Origin of the sequence: Cedecea sp. FDAARGOS_727 (genome assembly GCF_012273235.1) — a bacterium.
In the GTDB taxonomy this organism is placed as follows: domain Bacteria; phylum Pseudomonadota; class Gammaproteobacteria; order Enterobacterales; family Enterobacteriaceae; genus Cedecea; species Cedecea davisae.
Genome location: NZ_CP050966.1, coordinates 3,542,874 through 3,559,823, shown reverse-complemented (window position 1 = coordinate 3,559,823; position 16,950 = coordinate 3,542,874). Strand labels below are relative to the sequence as shown.

Annotated in this window: 11 protein-coding genes and 1 tRNA gene; 6 read left to right on the top strand and 6 right to left on the bottom strand. The window is 54.2% G+C overall.

Annotated features, from left to right (window positions below):
- Positions 1-222: 222 nt before the first annotated feature.
- Complete coding sequence (locus tag FOC35_RS16710) at positions 223-1,641, bottom strand: glutamine synthetase family protein (protein ID WP_172569562.1); 1,419 nt, start codon at positions 1,639-1,641, stop codon at positions 223-225.
- A 210-nt stretch (positions 1,642-1,851) separates the two neighbouring features.
- Here FOC35_RS16710 and puuD point away from each other — a divergent pair, with 210 nt between their 5' ends.
- From puuD to FOC35_RS16690, 4 genes are all read left to right on the top strand, one after another.
- A complete protein-coding gene (puuD, locus tag FOC35_RS16705; protein WP_172569561.1) occupies positions 1,852-2,616 on the top strand; it encodes a gamma-glutamyl-gamma-aminobutyrate hydrolase in 765 nt (254 codons plus the stop codon).
- A 25-nt stretch (positions 2,617-2,641) separates the two neighbouring features.
- Complete coding sequence (gene puuR / locus FOC35_RS16700) at positions 2,642-3,199, top strand: HTH-type transcriptional regulator PuuR (RefSeq protein ID WP_172569560.1); 558 nt, start codon at positions 2,642-2,644, stop codon at positions 3,197-3,199.
- Between the two features lie 139 nt (positions 3,200-3,338).
- Positions 3,339-4,826, top strand: a complete 1,488-nt coding sequence (gene puuC, locus FOC35_RS16695) for an aldehyde dehydrogenase PuuC (protein ID WP_172569559.1) — start codon at positions 3,339-3,341, stop codon at positions 4,824-4,826.
- A 2-nt stretch (positions 4,827-4,828) separates the two neighbouring features.
- Positions 4,829-6,109, top strand: a complete 1,281-nt coding sequence (locus FOC35_RS16690; RefSeq protein WP_172569558.1) for an FAD-binding oxidoreductase — start codon at positions 4,829-4,831, stop codon at positions 6,107-6,109.
- A gap of 119 nt (positions 6,110-6,228) precedes the next feature.
- Here the strand turns inward: FOC35_RS16690 and FOC35_RS16685 are convergent, their stop codons facing one another.
- From FOC35_RS16685 to ldtA, 4 genes are all read right to left on the bottom strand, one after another.
- A complete protein-coding gene (locus tag FOC35_RS16685; protein WP_172569557.1) occupies positions 6,229-8,889 on the bottom strand; it encodes a DEAD/DEAH box helicase family protein in 2,661 nt (886 codons plus the stop codon).
- Complete coding sequence (locus FOC35_RS16680; RefSeq protein ID WP_172569556.1) at positions 8,879-10,789, bottom strand: hypothetical protein; 1,911 nt, start codon at positions 10,787-10,789, stop codon at positions 8,879-8,881. Before FOC35_RS16680 ends, FOC35_RS16685 begins: the two co-directional genes overlap by 11 nt.
- Positions 10,786-12,168, bottom strand: a complete 1,383-nt coding sequence (locus tag FOC35_RS16675; protein WP_172569555.1) for a hypothetical protein — start codon at positions 12,166-12,168, stop codon at positions 10,786-10,788. Before FOC35_RS16675 ends, FOC35_RS16680 begins: the two co-directional genes overlap by 4 nt.
- Before the next feature lie 463 nt (positions 12,169-12,631).
- Positions 12,632-13,558 carry a L,D-transpeptidase gene (gene ldtA / locus FOC35_RS16670; protein ID WP_172569554.1) on the bottom strand — a complete coding sequence of 309 codons (927 nt, stop codon included), beginning with the start codon at positions 13,556-13,558 and terminating at the stop codon, positions 12,632-12,634.
- 159 nt (positions 13,559-13,717) lie between these two features.
- Here ldtA and FOC35_RS16665 point away from each other — a divergent pair, with 159 nt between their 5' ends.
- Positions 13,718-14,959 carry a mechanosensitive ion channel family protein gene (locus FOC35_RS16665; RefSeq protein WP_172569553.1) on the top strand — a complete coding sequence of 414 codons (1,242 nt, stop codon included), beginning with the start codon at positions 13,718-13,720 and terminating at the stop codon, positions 14,957-14,959.
- Here FOC35_RS16665 and FOC35_RS16660 read toward each other — a convergent pair.
- Entirely contained in the window at positions 14,949-16,409 is a 1,461-nt protein-coding gene (locus tag FOC35_RS16660; RefSeq protein WP_172569552.1) for an EmmdR/YeeO family multidrug/toxin efflux MATE transporter, read from the bottom strand. The genes FOC35_RS16665 and FOC35_RS16660 overlap by 11 nt on opposite strands.
- Positions 16,410-16,602: 193 nt before the next feature.
- Here FOC35_RS16660 and FOC35_RS16655 point away from each other — a divergent pair.
- Positions 16,603-16,678: transfer RNA gene (locus FOC35_RS16655), tRNA-Asn, on the top strand.
- Positions 16,679-16,950 lie beyond the last annotated feature (272 nt).

The following is a 16,950-nucleotide window of genomic DNA, read 5'->3' as shown; positions in this document are numbered from 1 at the left end:
TCGCCGTGCGGGTATTTAAACATTTGCGTCTGCATCATCTCATTTCCTCGTCGTACGCTTTGTCGTTAACTGGAGACCCGTTGCCGCCTGCGCTCCGTTACGCGACTTCGGGAAATGACAGGTTGCCCTGTAAATGTCCGGCCTGGCTCCGCTCAGCCCGAATGATGCTGCTTGTCTTTTCGGCTCGCCCGGCTACTTCTCTCCGCCGGGCAGGAGAGAAAATCAGGCGTTTTTCAGCATCCACTCAATTTCTGTTTCTGTGATAAGACGCTCAAACTGAACCAGCTCATCGTTCTTACAGGCGTGGAAGACATGGCTGAAACGCTCGCCCATCAGCTTGCGCAGCGAGTCGTTCTCCGTGAACTCCCACAATGCATCGCTCTGGCGAATCGGGAACGGCAGCCCTTCCTGCTCCAGGCCATTACCCTCAACCTCTTCTTGCAGCGGAAGATCGTTATCCAGGCCGTGCAAAATCCCCGCGAGAATAGCGGCCATGACCAGATACGGATTCGCATCGGCTCCGGCAACGCGATATTCGACCCGGTGATTATCCCGGTCGCCGCAGGGAATACGCAGCGCAACGGTGCGGTTGTTGTGCCCCCAGGAAGCCTGGGTCGGGACATACATTCCAGGCTGGAAACGGCGCCAGGAGTTAACGTTCGGCGCCAGTAGCGCCATAGAAGAAGGCATAAGGTCGATCATCCCCGCCAGCGAACGCTTGAGGAGGGCTGAATCTTCGCCGTCCGCGTCTGCGAGTACGTTTTCACCTTTATTGTTGAGCATGCTGATGTGGATGTGCATCCCGCTGCCCGCGTGCTCTTCGTACGGCTTAGCCATAAAGGTGGCGTGCATCTTATGCTTTTCTGCCACGGTGCGGACCAGACGCTTCAGCGCCAGCGCATCGTCGCAGGCGTCCAGCACGTTGTCGGTGTGATGCAGGTTGATTTCAAACTGCCCCGGCGAAGCCTCCGCCACCGCGCCATCTGCCGGGATCAGCTGCAAATGAGCCAGATTATCAATGTCGGTCAGGACGTCGGCAAAGTGGTTGAGGTTATCAACGGAGTAGACCTGGCTTTGGGTATTACGGTCATCCGTACCCGGCGCACACGGCGGCTGCAGGTAGCCTTCAGCATCGCGCTGACGGTCAATTAAATAGAACTCCAGCTCTACCGCTACCACGGGGAAAAGACCGCGCTGGCGCAGTTGCTGCCAGAGGCGGTTAAGCACATTCCGCGGCTCAACGTCAAAGGGAGCGCCATCTTCATCCAGCATGGTCAGCATCATCTGACCAATAAATTCCGGGTCCGCCGCCGACGGCGTCAATGTTCCCGGCACCGGCACACAATTGCGGTCCGGCTCGCCCAGTTCCTGCCCTAACCCCGCTTCTTCTACTACGTTACCCAGAATATCCATCGCAAATACGGATGCCGGGAAGTAGCAGCCTTTCTCTACTTTACGCAGCCCGGCAACCGGAATGCGTTTGCCACGGAAGCTGCCGTTAAGGTCAGTGAGCAGAACATCAACATATTGCGTATTAGGGTAACGCTCGAGGTAGTTTTTTACTTCGCGTGCAAACGCGCTACTTCGCCTCTCTTCACTGTGCTGAACAAAATTCTCTACTTCTACAATATTGGTTTCCATTATTCACCGCCGTTGCTTTGGATGCCGACCGTCGATTTCGACCGTTAAATATAATGTCCACTTTGAATTTTGATCCAAACAAAATGTTTGTCAAATGTTAATTGAAGTTTGCAAACACGTTACGCCGCTGCTAGATTGAAAAAATATTGAACGGAAACGGGCAACAAGGAATCGTTTGGCAATAATTTAGTCCATTATGTGAGGGTGATCATGGTCGATATATTTGACAAGCCAGTTATTGGTGTTGTGATGTGCAGGAACAGACTTAAGGGTCATGAGACCCAAACTCTGCAGGAAAAGTACCTGAATGCCGTATTGAATGCGGGTGGATTACCGATTGCTCTGCCACACGCTCTCGCGGAGCCGGAACTGCTCAATGCCCTGTTGCCCAAACTTGACGGCATTTTCCTGCCAGGCAGCCCCAGCAACGTCCAGCCAGGCCTCTATGGTGAAAATGGCGATGAGCCTGACGCCGATCCCGGGCGTGATGAGCTGAGCATGGCGCTTATTGCCGCCGGGCTCAAAAGGCGCATTCCCATTTTCGCCATCTGCCGGGGTTTACAGGAACTGGTTGTCGCCACCGGCGGGACTCTGTATCGTCGCCTGTGCGATCAGCCTCAGCTTCTGGAACACCGTGAAGATCCTGAGCTACCGGTGGAGCAGCAGTACGCACCATCCCACGAAGTTCAGGTAGAGGAAGGAGGATTGCTTTCGCATTTGATACCGGGTTGCAACACGTTTTGGGTTAACTCACTACACGGCCAGGGAGCGAAAACAATGGGGCCGCTGCTGCGCGTAGAAGCGCGATCGCAGGATGGTCTGGTGGAAGCCGCAAGCGTTCACGACCACCCTTTCGCCCTCGGCGTGCAGTGGCATCCTGAATGGAACAGTAGCGAATACGCCCTGTCGCGTTTGTTGCTAGAAGGTTTTATCACCGCCTGTCAGAGCTATCTCGCTGAAAAGCAGCGGCTCTGACCACTACTGTTAAGGAAATGCCAATATGAGCGATGACGGCCTGGCGCCGGGTAAACGTTTGTCAGAGATCCGCCAGCAACTGGGTCTTTCTCAACGTCGTGCCGCCGAACTGTCTGGATTAACGCATAGCGCCATCAGCACCATAGAACAGGACAAAGTCAGTCCTGCCATCAGTACGCTGCAAAAGCTGCTGAAAGTCTACGGGCTGTCGCTCTCCGAGTTCTTCGCAGAACCAGAAAAACCTGATGAGCCCCAGGTAGTCATCGATCAAGAAGATTTGATTGAGATAGGCAGTCAGGGGGTTTCAATGAAACTGATTCACAATGGGAACCCTAACCGAACGCTGGCGATGATCATCGAGACTTATCAGCCAGGTACAACGACCGGCGAGAGGATCAAACACCAGGGTGAGGAAACGGGCACGATACTGGAAGGTGAAGTGGTACTGACCGTCAACGGCCAGACCTGGCACCTCGTTGCGGGGCAAAGTTATGCCATCAACACCGGCATACCTCATAGCTTCAGCAACACCTCGGCAGGCATCTGCCGCATTATCAGTGCCCACACCCCCACCACGTTCTAATATTCCGACGGCCTGAATTATTCAGGCCTTATTTAAACAACGTTTTTAACAGGAATGATTTCCTGGGGCTTTTTGCAGCCCAAATTTGCCTGAAGAGACCCAGTAAGGCCATTTATCCGATTGAATAAAAGGAGTAAACATGGACTTTCAGCATCTGAATTACTGGCAGGAGAAAGCAAAAAACACCTCGCCGGAAACCCGCCTCTTTATTAATGGTGAATATTGTTCTGCACAGGACGGAGGAACTTTTACCACTGCCGATCCTTTTGCACAGCACGCGCTGGCAGAGATCGCCCGTGGGAAAAAGGCCGACGTTGATCGTGCCGTACGCGCCGCCAGAGACGTATTTGAACGAGGAGACTGGTCGCAGGCATCTCCCGGCACACGCAAATCCGTTCTCAATAAACTGGCTGATTTAATCTTGCAACATCGCGAAGAGCTGGCGCTGCTGGAAACGCTCGATACCGGCAAGCCCATTCGCCACAGCCTGCGCGACGATATTCCCGGCGCGGCTCGCGCTATTCGCTGGTACGCGGAAGCCATTGATAAAGTGTATGGCGAAGTGGCGACAACCGGCGTCAACGAACTAGCACTGATTGTGCGCGAGCCAATTGGCGTAATTGCCGCCGTCGTGCCGTGGAACTTCCCGCTGCTGCTGGCCTGCTGGAAACTTGGCCCGGCGCTGGCGGCGGGCAACAGCGTTATCCTCAAGCCTTCCGAAAAATCCCCGCTATCAGCGATCCGCCTGGCGGCGCTGGCAAAAGAGGCAGGCCTGCCGGACGGTGTATTAAACGTCGTCAGCGGGTTCGGCCACGAGGCGGGCCAGGCGCTCTCTCAGCATCCCGATGTGGATGTCATGACCTTTACCGGCTCCACCCGCACCGGCAAACAGCTCCTGAAAGACGCCGGGGACAGCAACATGAAGCGCGTGTGGCTTGAAGCGGGCGGGAAAAGTGCGAATGTCGTTTTTGCCGACTGCCCGAGCCTGCAAAAAGCAGCCGCAGCCACCGCAGCGGGGATCTTCTATAACCAGGGCCAGGTCTGCATCGCGGGAACTCGCCTGCTGCTTGAAGAAAGCATTGCCGATGACTTTATTGCCCAACTGAAAGCGCAGGCCAAAAACTGGCTGCCGGGTAACCCTCTCGACCCTGAAACCACCATGGGCACGCTTATCGACAGCGCACACGCCGACAACGTACACGGCTTTATTCGCGACGGCGAAAGTCAGGGCAGGCTGGCGCTGGATGGCCGCAACGGTACGCACCCCGCCGCTATCGGGCCAACTATCTTTATAGACACCGCGCCGGACGCCCGCGTAAGCCGCGACGAAATTTTTGGGCCGGTGCTGGTCATCACCCGCTTTAAAACCGAAGCCGAAGCGCTGGCATTAGCTAATGACAGCGATTACGGGCTTGGCGCCGCCGTCTGGACTAACGATCTTTCCCGCGCTCACCGCATGAGCCGCAACCTTAAAGCGGGTTCTGTTTTCGTCAACAACTACAACGACGGCGATATGACCGTGCCCTTCGGCGGCTACAAACAGAGCGGCAACGGACGCGATAAGTCCCTGCATGCCCTCGAAAAATTTAGCGAATTGAAAACTATCTGGATTGCCCTGGAGCCTTAATCATGACTGAACATACCACCAGCTATTACGCAGCCAGCGCCAATAAATATGAACCCTTTCCGCAGCTAACCGAATCCTTAACCTGCGATGTCTGCGTGGTCGGCGGGGGTTATACCGGCCTCTCCTCCGCGCTGCATTTGTCTGAAATGGGTTATGACGTGGTGCTGCTTGAGTCCGCGCGCATCGGCTTTGGCGCCAGCGGGCGCAACGGAGGGCAACTGGTAAATTCCTACAGCCGTGACATTGACGTAATAGAGCGCCGCTATGGTCCTGAAGCGGCCAAATTGCTCGGCGGCATGATGTTTGAAGGCGGGCAAATTATTCGCGAGCGCATCAAGCGCTACCAGATCGACTGCGACTATCGCCCTGGCGGCCTGTTCGTTGCCATGAACCACAAGCAGATGGAAACCCTGGAAGAGCAGAAGGGCAACTGGGAGCGCTACGGCAACACGCAACTCGAACTGCTGGACGAGGCAGAGCTTAAACGCGAAGTGAACAGCGACCGCTACGTGGGCGCCCTGCTCGATCACAGCGGCGGCCATATTCACCCGCTCAATCTGGCGATTGGGGAGGCTAACGCCATTCGCCTCAACGGTGGACGCGTATGCGAACAGTCGCCGGTCACCCATATTCAGCACACCAGCCCGGCCGTGGTGAGTACCGCAAAAGGCCAGGTTACGGCACGCTTCGTTATCGTTGCCGGTAACGCTTACCTGGGCAACAAGCTGGAGCCAGAACTGGCGAAACGCAGCATGCCGTGTGGCACCCAGGTGCTGACCACCGAGCCGCTGGGTGAAGACCTGGCCCGCTCGCTGATCCCGAAAAATTACTGCGTGGAGGATTGTAACTATCTGCTGGATTACTACCGCCTGACCGGCGACAACCGCCTGCTGTACGGCGGCGGCGTGGTGTATGGCGCTCGTGATCCGGCGGATATTGAGCGCCTGGTAATGCCAAACCTGCTGAAAACCTTCCCGCAGTTGAAGGGCGTAAAAATTGACTACAGCTGGACCGGTAACTTCCTGCTGACGCTGTCACGCCTGCCGCAGCTTGGCCGTCTGGATAACAACATTTATTACATGCAGGGTTGCAGCGGCCACGGCGTCACTTTCACCCACCTGGCGGGCCGCCTGATTTCGGAACTGCTGCGCGGTGATGCTGAACGGTTTGATGCCTTTGCGAATCTGCCGCACTACCCGTTCCCCGGTGGCCGTACTTTCCGTATTCCGTTTACCGCTATGGGTGCGGCCTATTACAGCCTCCGCGATCGCCTTGGGGTTTAAATAAACTCGACGCACGGAGCGGTCTCCTCCGTGCGTTTTTTTCTACCTTTCCTGAGCCGTATCACCGCTGTACATCTTCAGGACTTCAGGCGGTTTTCAGCAGCCTTCTGCGTTGCGCACTACTCCACATCAAATTTTGCGGGATAGGGATCTTCAATAAGCCGGTCATCTGATGGCTGCCGTAGCCAGCGCCGCCAGCCCTGCGTATCCGACTGTAGGTCTATCTCGCGGTCAAAATCGTGGGATTCGCAACTATCCAGCTTCTCTTCAACACCGTGTTTATGGCGAATAAATGAGGCCAGCTGATCCTGATCGAAGCTGCCTTCGAGGTAAGGATAATTGATGCTCATCCTTGCCTCCCCCCTCTCCTGCAACAGCGAATTGATGCGGCCAAAGAGACGGTCAACTCGCCCGTTTCGCTGCTCGTTGTCACCCGGTGTCCAGGCAATACCATAATGGTGCACCTGATGACAATGCAGATGAAGATTCACCCCCTCCTGCATCACCGAGGTCGCCACCAGAACATTCGGGAAGAAGGGAGAATTAAAGCCACGAATCAAGCGTTCGCGGTTGCCAGACTGCCCGCTGGCATACCAGGCCGGGCTATTAAGGCTGGTTAATTCACGCCAGCTGTACCCGTTGTTTTCCAGCCTCTGCCCAACAATTTTCACGCACAGGGTTTCAAACGTTCCAACGGCATCCACAAAGTAGCGCAGCATCAGCGAGTTTTTTAGCTTTGGCTTAACCCACTTAATAAAATGCAGGTAGCGCTGCTGAACATCGGCCCGCTGTGGCTCGCGGTTAAATTCAGTAAACCAACAATAAAGTTCGATCATCACCGGGCTGGCAAACAGGTAGCCGGTACGCAAATAGTTGGCAAAGTTTTCAATGATGGCCATCCCGTCCGGGCGGTCACGCCACTGCTCCAGCTGCCGCGTTGCCGATTCAGGCAGGAGGTCAAACATCAATCCCCAGGCGGTGGGCAACGGCCGGGTATATTTCACTCCCGGCAGAGGCCCAGATTGTTGAGCGCGGGCATCGCGAGCGGCATCTCCGTAGTTATCACGATGCCGATCCCCGGACGTTCTACGATAATAATAGTGATAAGCACCGTTTGTACCGTCCAGGGCCGGCTCCAGGAACAGAGAAAACAGACTTTCCGGGCGGCGGAAACGCAGGCTGACATTAGTACAGTCGGTGCGGCGCAGGCCGGTATTTTTGGTAACAAACAGGTCAGCAATTTTACTGAAGAGCTTTATATCGTTATTGGGGTCGGATTCATCATCCGCACTCTCTTCCGGCAAAGGGTCGTCCGGATCCTGGGTTTCCCCATGTTTGCCGGGCTGGAGTTTAGCCAGCACCTCCCGGGACCAGGATGATCTGCGCCACTCCGCCTTTTCTTCATCGGACAGACGCCAGGCAATCATTAACCGCTCTGCCATTGTTTCGTCGTAACGGGCATTTATACGTTGAGTAATTTCACGTACAGAGGGGATCCGGCGAACAAACACCAGATGTTTACTGCTGTCCAGCGGGACTTTGTGGTCGAACAAATCGTGCGCCATACAGGCTTTAACCAACGCATCGTATTTGGGGTGATCGGGGAAGCGATGATAGATATCGTGAAACTGCCGGGTCAGTTTGCTTAACAGCGTCGAGTCGCGAGCGTGGTTAAAATCCTCATGGATACTTTCATCTCTATTTCCATTCTGACTTTGCTCTGCGCTGGCGGTACTGCCCGTGGACTCAAACCCTTCGAGATAACCGTAGAGCATGCGCTTATCACCCCCAGACTTTTTCTCCTTGTCCAGCTCCAGCACCAATTGCTTCTGGTAAAGGGCGAAGAACAACTCGGCATCCATTCGCCCCTTAAAATTCGCTGCGCTTGCGTGCTCATGGCGGTATTCATACTTACAGTGATTGCCCTCTTTGCCCTGCATCTTCCGCAGGCGGCGGATGGAAAAATGCTTCATTAGTGCCCGAACATCATCCTTATCAAAGCTTTTAGAGAGCTCGCTGAAATAGCTCAGGATGTCGAAGATATTGCGCGGTTGAGAGTGATTTGGCGTTGCCGTTAGCAGCAGAACATTACTGGCCAGCCTGTCCTGCTCGTTGCCAAAGAAGGCCTCTGCCGCCGCGGCACGCTGAGAATCGCCCCGGTTACGGAAGTAGTGGGCCTCGTCGATAATAAGCAGATCAAACCCGCCTTTCCCCAGCGCCTGTTTTATTCGCTGCCGATAATTCCTGGCATAACGCCTGGCGGCTTTATTGGGATTGTCTTTTTCATCCGGGGGCACAAGCCCGCTTAATGAATGAATGGTAGTCAGATAAAAGTGATGTTTTTTTTGCTCTACGGCCTCTACCAGACACGCTAATCTCGGGTGAATTTGCGGAGCATATTTCGCCTCTCCTTGTGGAGAAGTAAACGCATTGTTTACTGCCCGATAGTGCTGCCGGGTAAAGGTAGCAAATTCCGTTTTCCAGTTATTACAAAGCGTCGAGTTAGGCGCCATCACTAAAATACGCGCATCGGGTTTTACCTGCCATAACAGCAGCATCACGCCCATAGCCTGGTAGGTTTTCCCCATGCCGACTTCATCGGCAAGTAACGCCAGGCGGCGCTTATTCAGCAGATTCCAGAGCCCGGCCACGCCTTCGGCCTGCTTAGCCGCCATGCTGGACGCCTCGCTTTGGTATTCCCAATGCGGGTTTGAAGCATCGAAGTTCATTACGGCAGAGACTTCAATCGGCGTGATGATTTTTTTTAACTTATTCGACATAGCCGCAATCCTTTGTGATGGCAGTGATGTAACTCAGGCTTTCCGCATCTCCCTCCAGGCGGGGAGCGGTAACTTGCAAAGACTCCCACTGGAGCGGTGTCACCGTGATAGCGTCTGCCCCGCACTGACGGCGAATGCTGCCGACTCGTTTTTTTGCCAGTGCTGCAAGGCTGTTAACCTCCTGAGCCAGAAACCAGTCGAAGACCGTATTTTTCGCCAGTTCAACACGCTCCCTGGCCATTTCTGCCAGCTCCTGCAGGCAGCCAGGTTCGGTGAATAAACGGCGATAAAGCTGAGCACCCTCCTGGGTCTGCGCAAGCCAGTTACGCCGTTGCTGCGTCGCCTGGAAAAGTCGGAAATAGCTGATCGCGTCCGAAGAGACAATTTCCGCCTCACCTTCACCCTGCATCTCATCCTGTGCGCCAGCGGCTCTCAGCATGAGTCGTTCACTTGCCGCAGGATCTGCGGAACTCAAATAGCTATTCAGAAGATCGTCCAGAGAGGCGAAGCTCAACGCACGTCGGTACTCAGTGCCCGTTTCAACTATCATGCCCTGCCAGTCCGTTTTACCGGCCGTTCGCAAGGAATAAAACGGACTGTTCAGCACGGCATCACTCTTGAGTACACCCAACTTTTGCGGGAGCTTAAGTTCGTTGCCTCTGGCTTTCCATACCAGTTCCACCGGGCCATTAATACCCGGCAACAGCAGCTGATAGACCTCATCTTTCCTGGCGCCGAACCATTTTCCGGTAATCTCATATTCACAACGAGCCCAGTTAAAAATCACGGTAAGGTCAAATGGAGGTAAGACTTCCGGTTCCAGTTTCTCTTCTTCCAGCAATTCTTCACTGGCAAAATCATCGGCATCAACATCCCACTCGTTGCCACTGATTTCGGTACTGTGAGGTACTTTGTGCACAATACCGGCTTCTATATTCCGGCCCTTCTCCCCCAGGCTACTACAGCCCTGCCAGGTGAAATTCCAGGAGCCGATGGCCAGCCTTTTACTCTTGCTGCTTTCCGCCAGCCAAAGCTTGGCGTGAGTCATAAGGGCGCGGCTATCTTTGGCTACCGGGGAGTGGAAGAGCGCAAGTCTGTTATCGGCTATAAGCGCCTGTAGTCGGGCGTCCCATCGGGTGCGAATATAGCGCCCGTGGACAAGATCGGGCACCAGCTCAATCCTCAAATCAGGCTCGTCAAGCTTATCGATAAAGCTGGCCATGTCTTCGGCAAGATAGGGCGACCAAACGCTGAGCGTCATCAACTTGCCACCTTTCTTAAGCTCATCCAGCAGAGTGGGTCCCCCCAGACTGTGTATAAATGACCAATCATCATCCTTGCCGATAAATGTACGGCGGACAGGGAAAAACTCTTTATGATCCAGGTCGCTGTCGGTATGGATGAAAAATTGTTTTACCTGCTGATATTGCTGGTTGTTGGCAATACAGCGGAAATCCACCGCTTCCTGATTACGCCCCCAGCCGCTGAGGGTCAGGTTAGCGCTCCCGGCACCCACGACGATTTTTCTATCCTCGTCTTCAAGGTAAAAAACTTTGGGATGGAACAGGCTGCGATTTTCATCCAAATAGCCAGCAGATGGCGCACCACTCTTTGCAAGTTCGCGAACTGAAACCGGATACACGGCTACGGAAGTGCGCTTGGGCTTATCTTTTGCCATCACGCGCGGATCGCAGTAAATGCGGAAGTCGATACCGCTTTCATTTATCGCCTGCTGTAGCGCCTCGTAATCCATGCGGCTAACCGGCGGGTCTATCCCCAATACGGCGGGCAGAACCCAGGTTTCGACAAAAGCGATATCCAGGTTGAAGGTCGTCAGCCAGACGCGCTTCAACTTACCCATCTGTGAAATCTGTTTTTTGAAGGCTTCTAATAGTTTCATGCCGCGTTCCCCCACAATCCCCTCAACAGGTGCCGGAACTGCGGCAGGTAGTAATGGTTAACCCAATCGCTCTTCGTGCGCTCAGCATTCAGCTGCAACGGTGGAACCTGCAAAGAGATGTTATCCCCCTCCAGTATCAACCACGGGAACTGGCCGCGTGTTGCCATCAACGCCTGGTGGTAAGCCAGCAGGCCACGCACCTGTTCTTCAAGCTCTGGCGCGCTGGCAAGGGTTAATAGTTGCTGAAAACGCCGGGCAGGCGTACCGATAAGCGAGGCTAACAGCCCTTTGTCCTGCTGCAATTTTGCCGCTAGTTGCGGTAGATCTTGCGCAGTAAGTTTATGCTGATGCCAGAACTGGCTGAACTCTGCCAGCGTCTGGCTGCTTTGACGGCGCAGGCCAGAGAACATCAGGTCGATAAGCGCCAGGAACGGCTCAGCCCGGCTAATATGCTGCAGCGCCATTCGCTCATGCTCATCTATTTCCGGCATTTTCTCTGCAATCCGGATAGCACGGCTAAAGACTTCTGCGTCGGAAAGTTTCGACTCGACCTTCCGTTCCTGCTTCAGAACCTGATAAATCGCCCCCGCGGCGTTTTTATTCAGCTCTGTTCTTTGCAACCAGAATTCCTGCGAGTAGTCTCCTACTGTTTCAGGATCTCGGAAAGCCTTCACATAAGCGTTTTTAAGCGCGGGCGGAACCTTATCCCAGGCTGACTCGAGATCGCGTTTGTAAGAGACCTGCATCAGCGATGTTAAATACGCTAACGCCTGCGCACGTAATTTTTTTAGTGCAGGCACGTTGTTTATAAATGCTTCGGCGGCTTGCCAGACATGTTTATTATCCGGGAGATCGTAGTGGTATTCGGTGCTGAAAAACTGCATGTTTATCATCGGCGACTTGTAACGCCCGTTAGTCCCGAGAGCCAGCTGATTTGTCAGTATCTCACTGTCTCCGTCATGGCCAAAGGGCAACACTGGGTTATTATTTGCAGTGTTCCACCTTAGCCGGGCTTTGTTTATGCCCTGGACGCCAGTCAACATAACGCCTTTTTTTTCTGCCCCAATCATCGAATAGATGTAGATATTCTCGAGGTGAATAAGGCAGGCTGCGGTAAACTCCCGTGCCTGTTTTTTCGGGTAGGCTTTTTTCATCGCGCCCGCAGTTTGCAGCTTTTCATCCGCCATGAGCTGCCGCATTACGCTGTGATGCAGCAGGTTCAGCGTGTACTGTCGCACGTCGTTGGCGATCGAAGTGATGCGGCTGCGAAAGATGCTCTGCCCCCAGGATGACCAAATAACCAGTTGCCCAAGCGGATCTATATTCAACTCACCGGTCAGCGAGTCGTCGTATTCGGTCAAAAATTTCTCTATGTGCATATCATGGACTCAATCGTTAAACCTGTTGGGCTGGCAAGACGCAATATATGTGCTGCTGGAGCCCTTCCTTGTGTAGCCCTTCGATTTATTCTTATCGGCACATAAAAAGAACACCTTAAATATGTTTATATTTTCACCAATCATAGCTCTTTTATGGCCTTAAAACACGCATTGCCCGGCTACCGCCGGGGGGAATGTATTAGGTATGTTTTACGTTTTATTTATTAAATGTAAGCTACCAAAAAAGAGAGTCAGAATAATAGCTGGATGCCGCAGCGGAGATAAAAAGGAGAAAGACTCCAGCGCTTTTAGCGTTCTGGAATAATTTACAAAAGCATTACTAGTTACATCCTGAATATTGCGATAAAGACATAATAAAACCCCCGTCGCACAATATTTATACGGGGGTTTTATTGTCTGCTCTCAGCCTTTTCACGATTAGCTATTATCTACGGCTTGCCGCTTAAAGCGCCCCACCAGCAGAACCAATTTGCACCGGCATACCGGAGCGGCGGTTTAGCGCCTCGCTGACTACTACGGCATTTACGCCTGCGGCCTGGGTTTCGTTACGCAGTACGGTGGTCATCGGGAGCGGCACTTTTTTGTCTGACTCAAACTCCGCGCGGTTGCGGGACAGCGGCTCGTGGACTTCTAACCAGCGTTTGCCGTCCGGCTCGACGGTGACTTTTACCGGCTGGTCTATCAGCTGCACGCGGGTGCCGACCGGCACGTTGTCGAACAGGTATTTAATATCGTCGTTGCGCAGGCGGATGCAGCCCTGGCTAACGCGCAGGCCAATGCCGAAGTTGGCGTTGGTGCCGTGAATGGCGTACAGCTTGCCGATGTAAATGGCGTAAAGGCCCATTGGGTTATCCGGCCCCGGCGGCACAAAAGCAGGCAGCGTTTTGCCCTCTTTGGCGTATTCGCGGCGGGTGTTCGGCGTTGGCGTCCAGGCCGGTGCATCCTGTTTACGCTCCACGCGGGTGACCCAGTTGCGCGGGGTTTCACGCCCGGCCTGGCCGATGCCGATAGGCAAAATCTCAACCGTGTTGCTGCCCTTCGGGTAGTAATAAATACGCATTTCGGCCACGTTCACCACCAGGCCTTCGCGCACCGTATCCGGCAGGATCACCTGCTGCGGAATAACCAGCTGCGTGCCCACTTTTGGCAGGAACGGATCAACGCCGGGGTTAGCCTCCAGCATATTGCTGAAGCCCTGGCCGTACTGGGCGGCAAAGTGCTCAAGCGGCTGGGTATTACCCTCCGGCACGGTGATGGTTATTGGCTGGCCTACCAGGCGGCTGCCTTCCGGCGGAAGCGGATAAGTCACGGCCAGAGCGCTTTGGGTTACCGCTGCCAGCGCAAAAGAGAGGCTGGAGAAACGAATCATAATTTCCCTGTTATTAAACATGATGTGATTAGGCTAAGCATAACCGCCGTGGGCGTTTTCTGTAAGCCTTGCGGGGAAATATGTTCATTAACCAGGCGGCCGGGTTGCGACCGCCGCCCCGGCAAGGCATCATGTCCTCTTGTTTGTTAAGGAGACGTTATGCAGGAATTGATATCCGCACTGAAGCAATACGGCTTTCAGCCAGACCACACCACTTCCCTGATCGTCATTTTCGGCATCATTTTTCTCACCGCGCTAATTGTTCACGTTATTCTGCATCGCATTGTGCTGCGCACCTTTGAAAAACGCGCCCAGGCCAGTACCAGCCTGTCTTTGCAGATAATTACCCAGAATAAGCTGTTCCACCGGCTGGCGTTTTTATTGCAGGGGATTATCGTCAACGTACAGGCGGTGCTGTGGCTGCAAAAAGGCAGCGACGCGGCGACTATACTCACCACCTGCGCCCAGCTTTGGGTCATGCTCTACGCCCTGATGTCGTTCTTCTCGCTGCTCGACGTGGTGTTTGGCCTGTCCGGGAGATTCACTTTCGCCTCCCAGCTGCCGCTGAAAGGCATTTTCCAGGGCGTGAAGCTGATTGCCGCGATTGTTGTCGGCATCATGATGGTTTCGCTCCTGATTGGTAAATCCCCGGCCATTCTCATCAGCGGCCTTGGCGCGATGGCCGCGGTACTGATGTTGGTGTTTAAAGATCCGATCCTCGGCCTGGTGGCGGGTATTCAGCTTTCGGCTAACAGCATGCTGAAGCTGGGAGACTGGCTGGAAATGCCGAAATACGGCGCTGACGGGGCAGTTATCGACATCGGCCTGACCACGGTGAAAGTGCGCAACTGGGACAACACCATCACTACGATCCCAACCTACGCCCTGGTTTCTGACGCGTTTAAAAACTGGAGCGGGATGTCTGCTTCCGGCGGGCGCAGGATCAAACGCAGCGTTAACATCGACACCACCAGCATTCGTTTTCTGTCTCACGAAGAGCAGGACAAGCTGCTGAAGGCGAAGCTGTTACAGCCTTATATGGCGGAGCGCAGCAAAGAGATTGAAGAGTACAACCGGCAACACGCCGACGAACTGGTGCTGAACCAGCGCAAGATGACCAACGTTGGCACCTTCCGCGCTTACCTGAATGAATACCTGCGCAACCACCCGCGTATTCGCAAAGATATGACGCTGATGGTGCGCCAGCTAGCACCGGAAAACGACGGCCTGCCGATTGAGATTTACGCCTTCACCAATACCGTTGCGTGGGCGGAGTACGAGAGTATTCAGGCCGATATCTTCGACCATATTTTTGCCGTGGTAGAAGAGTTTGGGCTGCGTATTCACCAGGCGCCGACCGGGAACGATATTCGCTCTCTGGCCGGAGCCTTTAGCCGCTAAACGGGCTTTTGCCTGCTGCAATAAGCGGTTCTTTTGGCGGTCGCGGGTATTTTTTCAGCCAGCGGCCGCTGACCATTCGCCAGTAGAAGCACGCCCCGCGCACCGCCCAGTCTCCGAACATGCCAAGCCAGACGCCCACCACGCCCATCCCCAATACAATACCGAGCGTATAACCGGCGATTACGCGGCAGCCCCACATCCCGGCCATTGACACCCACATAGCAAAACGTGCGTCTCGCGCGCCCTTAAGCCCGGCAGGCAGTACCCAGGAAGCGGCCCAGATAGGCATAAACGCGGCGTTCATCCACAGCAGGACTTTAACCACCTCTTTTACGTCATCTTCACTGGTGTAGAACGAGGCAAAAAGCCCGGCGAACGGCGCGGTTCCCCACGCGATAACCGTCAAACCAAAGGTTGCCAGCCAGAAAGTGTGGCGCAGCTGGCGCTCCGCCTGGCCTATTTGCCCCTTTCCTAACCGCCTGCCGACGATGATGGTCGAGGCCGAACCCAGGGCGTTGCCCGGCAGGTTGATAAGCGAGGCAACGGAGAAGGCGATAAAGTTACCGGCAATCACGTTGGTGCCCATCCCGGCGACGAACATCTGCGTGAGCAGCTTGCCGCCGTTAAACAGCACCGACTCCACGCTTGCCGGAATGCCGATACCGAGCACTTCCCAGAGAATGCCCCAGTTAAGCGGCGTAAAGTAGCTTTTCAGCGAGATGCGCAGCGCCGGATTAAAGCCAATCATCAGCACGAAGATAATGCCCGCCGCGCCGATATAGCGCGAGATGGTCAGCCCCAGACCCGCGCCAACGAAGCCCAGCCCGCCCCAGCCAAAAATGCCGTAAATCAAAATACTACTGATGATGATATTGAGGATGTTCATGCCGCCGTTAATCAGCAGCGGGATTTTGGTGTTCCCTGCCCCGCGCAGCGCGCCGCTGCCGATAAGCGCGATGGCCGCCGCCGGGTAGCTCCAGACCGTGGTTTGCAGGTAAGAAAGCGCGAGGCCTTTTACTTCTGGCGTGGCGTTCCCGGCGATAACATCGATGATGTGTGTGCCCGCCAGGTGAATGCCTGCCGCCATAATGAACGAGACGATGGTCATTAAAATTAGCGACTGCCTGGCCGCCGCCCTCGCCCGCTCCGGATCGAGCCTGCCGAAGCTGAACGCCACCACCACCGTGGTGCCGAGATCGATGGCGGCGAAGAACGCCATAATCACCATATTGAAGCTGTCTGCCAGGCCCACGCCCGCCATGGCTTCTTTGCCAAGCCAGCTGACGAGGAAGGTGCTGAGCACGCCCATCAACAATACGCAGGTATTTTCGAGGAAGATTGGCACGGCCAGGGGCGTTATTTCTCGCCAGAACAGCACCCGGTAACTCTTACGTTTGGCGTACCACGGCGTTTTCGCCACGGCCTGGCGAAGGACTGCATGTAAGTTCAAGAAAGGACCTGCAAGGGAAGATAAAACGGCATTTCAAATAATGGGCGACAAATCGTTATCCTGCAAAGGATTTTTTGTCGCGGATTGCCTGAAAAGGCAACAAGATGTTGATAGTTTCCGCAAACGCACCGCGCCGTGCGATTTTGCCTTTGACAAGCCGGGCGTAATCGCTAAGATATGCCTCCTAAACGATTCCTCTGTAGTTCAGTCGGTAGAACGGCGGACTGTTAATCCGTATGTCACTGGTTCGAGTCCAGTCAGAGGAGCCATATTCGAGAGCCCGCTCAGGGAAACCTGAGCGGGCTTTTTGCTTTTTGTGATTTGGCTTTTGAGCGGCTGCTTTGAACGAGGAGCGGAGTTTCTAAATACTTACTTACATCGATGTACCTTGAGTCATAGAAAGCAGGTCACTTCAGTTGGCTTAAAGGATAATGACAAATCTCAGCTGATAACTGATAATTATAAGCTGTTAAGTCACATCAGAACGGAAAATGGCAATGTGTTACTATAATAAAAATGGGGTCTTGAGGATTTAGGGATT

Bases quoted from the DNA above. Each gene is read 5' to 3' on its own strand.
- FOC35_RS16710 (WP_172569562.1), bottom strand. From the start codon at position 1,641: ATGGAAACCAATATTGTAGAAGTAGAGAATTTTGTTCAGCACAGTGAA.
- puuD (WP_172569561.1), top strand. From the start codon at position 1,852: ATGGTCGATATATTTGACAAGCCAGTTATTGGTGTTGTGATGTGCAGG.
- puuR (WP_172569560.1), top strand. From the start codon at position 2,642: ATGAGCGATGACGGCCTGGCGCCGGGTAAACGTTTGTCAGAGATCCGC.
- puuC (WP_172569559.1), top strand. From the start codon at position 3,339: ATGGACTTTCAGCATCTGAATTACTGGCAGGAGAAAGCAAAAAACACC.
- FOC35_RS16690 (WP_172569558.1), top strand. From the start codon at position 4,829: ATGACTGAACATACCACCAGCTATTACGCAGCCAGCGCCAATAAATAT.
- FOC35_RS16685 (WP_172569557.1), bottom strand. From the start codon at position 8,889: ATGTCGAATAAGTTAAAAAAAATCATCACGCCGATTGAAGTCTCTGCC.
- FOC35_RS16680 (WP_172569556.1), bottom strand. From the start codon at position 10,789: ATGAAACTATTAGAAGCCTTCAAAAAACAGATTTCACAGATGGGTAAG.
- FOC35_RS16675 (WP_172569555.1), bottom strand. From the start codon at position 12,168: ATGCACATAGAGAAATTTTTGACCGAATACGACGACTCGCTGACCGGT.
- ldtA (WP_172569554.1), bottom strand. From the start codon at position 13,558: ATGATTCGTTTCTCCAGCCTCTCTTTTGCGCTGGCAGCGGTAACCCAA.
- FOC35_RS16665 (WP_172569553.1), top strand. From the start codon at position 13,718: ATGCAGGAATTGATATCCGCACTGAAGCAATACGGCTTTCAGCCAGAC.